The sequence below is a fragment of the Bradyrhizobium sp. IAR9 genome, assembly GCF_013408065.1.
In the GTDB taxonomy this organism is placed as follows: Bacteria; Pseudomonadota; Alphaproteobacteria; order Rhizobiales; family Xanthobacteraceae; genus Bradyrhizobium.
Map to the genome: position 1 here is coordinate 1 of NZ_JACBZW010000034.1, position 1,409 is coordinate 1,409.

The 1,409-nt window shown below is 55.2% G+C and carries 2 protein-coding genes; both read right to left on the bottom strand.

Annotation, left to right across the window (positions count from 1 at the left end; translation table 11 throughout):
- Positions 1–141: 141 nt before the first annotated feature.
- Entirely contained in the window at positions 142–390 is a 249-nt protein-coding gene (locus GGD67_RS39010; protein WP_157644365.1) for a hypothetical protein, read from the bottom strand.
- Positions 391–828: 438 nt separating this feature from the next.
- The gene (locus tag GGD67_RS39015) at positions 829–1,212 is read right to left on the bottom strand and encodes a hypothetical protein (protein WP_179740340.1); all 384 of its coding nucleotides are present in this window, start codon (positions 1,210–1,212) and stop codon (positions 829–831) included.
- Positions 1,213–1,409 lie beyond the last annotated feature (197 nt).

Consider the following 1,409-nt stretch of genomic DNA (forward strand, 5'->3'; position numbering starts at 1 on the left):
TGATTGCATAGGCTGCTCCTCCGAATCGTGGGAGCCTCAAACGGCGCCCCATCCTTGGCACTCTCGTGCCCGTGGAGGAGCCGTCCACAGCATCATAAGCAGACGAAGAAAGAGGCTGCCGTTGTTGCTTAACCGCGTCCACTATCGCTTCGGCCAGAGACCATCGGCCAAGACTTTGCAAACAAAGAACGCCGCTACGAGGTCGAGCGGGATGGTGAGCAGAGCAATTGGAAGCGAAGCTAGATAACCTTCACCGCAATTCCCGCCCGAACCACCTCCGTGGCAGGTAATGGTTGGAAGAAATGCGATGAGCGCGAACAGGCCGATCGGGGTGACAATAGTAAATGCCGCGATGATCGCGCCAGCGATGAGCCGTTTGAGAAACAGCATTATGTCTGGCAGCTTTAGTTGCTTAAGCTTATTTAGTGAAGCTCGTTGCACTTCTTCGGTCTGCGACCTTCGCCAGGCCAGGGTTGCGATTACGACGAACGCGATTCGAGGCGAGACGACCCCGATGAAGCTAATGATCGACACAACGGTTAAGTGCATCTACCTAGATTACCACCGCTCACCTTAACTGGTTGCAAACTTTGGTAGGCTCGATACCTAGGCGAGAGCTTACAACGAGGCGTTCCGTCACTGTTCTCAGGGTGCATAATTTCCGGGATCATATTGTCCGCAACGGGTCAAGCGCTGCCATCGCCGATCATGCCGCGATTGGTCAGCTGAGGGCCAGAAACGGAAAGTGGCACGTCGGCCCAGATATCATCGATAAGCCGCGCCCTATGGTGCCCGGTCAGGATGAACCGACTCCCTAGGTAAGGCTGCTCACCCCCAATCACGAAAGGGACCTTCGGGACGGCATTTAAGCTCCCAATGGGTGTTCTCGCTGACGTTTTCGTACTTCCAATCGATTTCGACGCTCTCGGTCAGCCGATCGATCCGGCCAGAGATGGTCGGCCTCCCATTCGCGTATTGGCTGCTGAACCCGACAAGCAAGGGAGTAATCTTCGTGATCGGTACGATCTTATCCTGGAACGACACTGTTTGATCGACGTCGTTCACAATGATGCTGAGATTGGAGAGGGGCGTAAATTCCAACTCTGCTCCGGGCTTACCCACCAACCTACTCGTTCCAGTGCAGCGTAAAGTTATTTTCGAGCTTTGCTGCTGCGCACCGACGGACTGCATCGATGCAAGCAACAGGAACACGCACACTAGTCTCATCGACGACAAGCCTCGTTGCTATGTCAGATGCTGTCTTCATGGGCTGGGATCATAGCTGCCGAGAACTGCCAGCGCAAAGGTCCGCTTTGGGTCTTGGTCGTGTAAAAACAGCCTTACAGGACCGCGAGTCTTGAAGCCAAAACTGGGCCGGCCTCAGGCCGCGATCGCGGCGATCAGCGGCC

Bases quoted from the DNA above. Each gene is read 5' to 3' on its own strand.
- GGD67_RS39010 (WP_157644365.1), bottom strand. From the start codon at position 390: ATGCTGTTTCTCAAACGGCTCATCGCTGGCGCGATCATCGCGGCATTT.